Annotated in this window: 1 protein-coding gene; it reads left to right on the top strand. The window is 38.6% G+C overall.

Annotation, left to right across the window (positions count from 1 at the left end; genetic code table 11):
* Positions 1-523: N-6 DNA methylase (locus tag D8863_RS10945; RefSeq protein ID WP_142999504.1), on the top strand; the 523-nt coding region annotated here is incomplete at both ends.

The following is a 523-nucleotide window of genomic DNA, read 5'->3' as shown; positions in this document are numbered from 1 at the left end:
CTAGAAGTATACGAGATAAATCAGAGCTCTATGGGGTTGAATTAGACAGTGTGACAGGCGCAATCGCAAAACAACTCCACCCCAATACCCATATTGAAGTGCGAGGATTTGAAGAAGTTCCCTATCAAAATAATAGTTTTGATTTAGTCTTAACGAATGTTCCTTTTGGAAATTTTCGCATTGCCGATAAAAACTACGATAAACCTTATATGATTCATGATTACTTTGTCAAACACTCACTTGATTTAGTAAGAGACGGAGGACAAGTGTCGATTATCTCATCTATTGGGACAATGGATAAGCGGACAGATAATGTCTTACAAGAGATTAAAACCAACACTCATTTTTTAGGGGGTGTTCGTTTGCCGGATACGGCTTTTAAAACGATTGCAGGTACTCGAGTGACCACAGATCTCCTCTTCTTTCAAAAGGATCAAGCAAAGAATCTTAATGAGGAGGAACTTGTCTTTAGTGGCTCTATTCCCTTTGAGGAAGATAAGCGTGTCTGGATCAATCCTTATTT

Source organism: Streptococcus oralis (genome assembly GCF_003943825.1).
In the GTDB taxonomy this organism is placed as follows: Bacteria; Bacillota; Bacilli; order Lactobacillales; family Streptococcaceae; genus Streptococcus; species Streptococcus oralis_CD.
The sequence above is the reverse complement of the archived record's forward strand: the minus strand, read 5'-3'. Positions and strand labels throughout refer to the sequence as shown.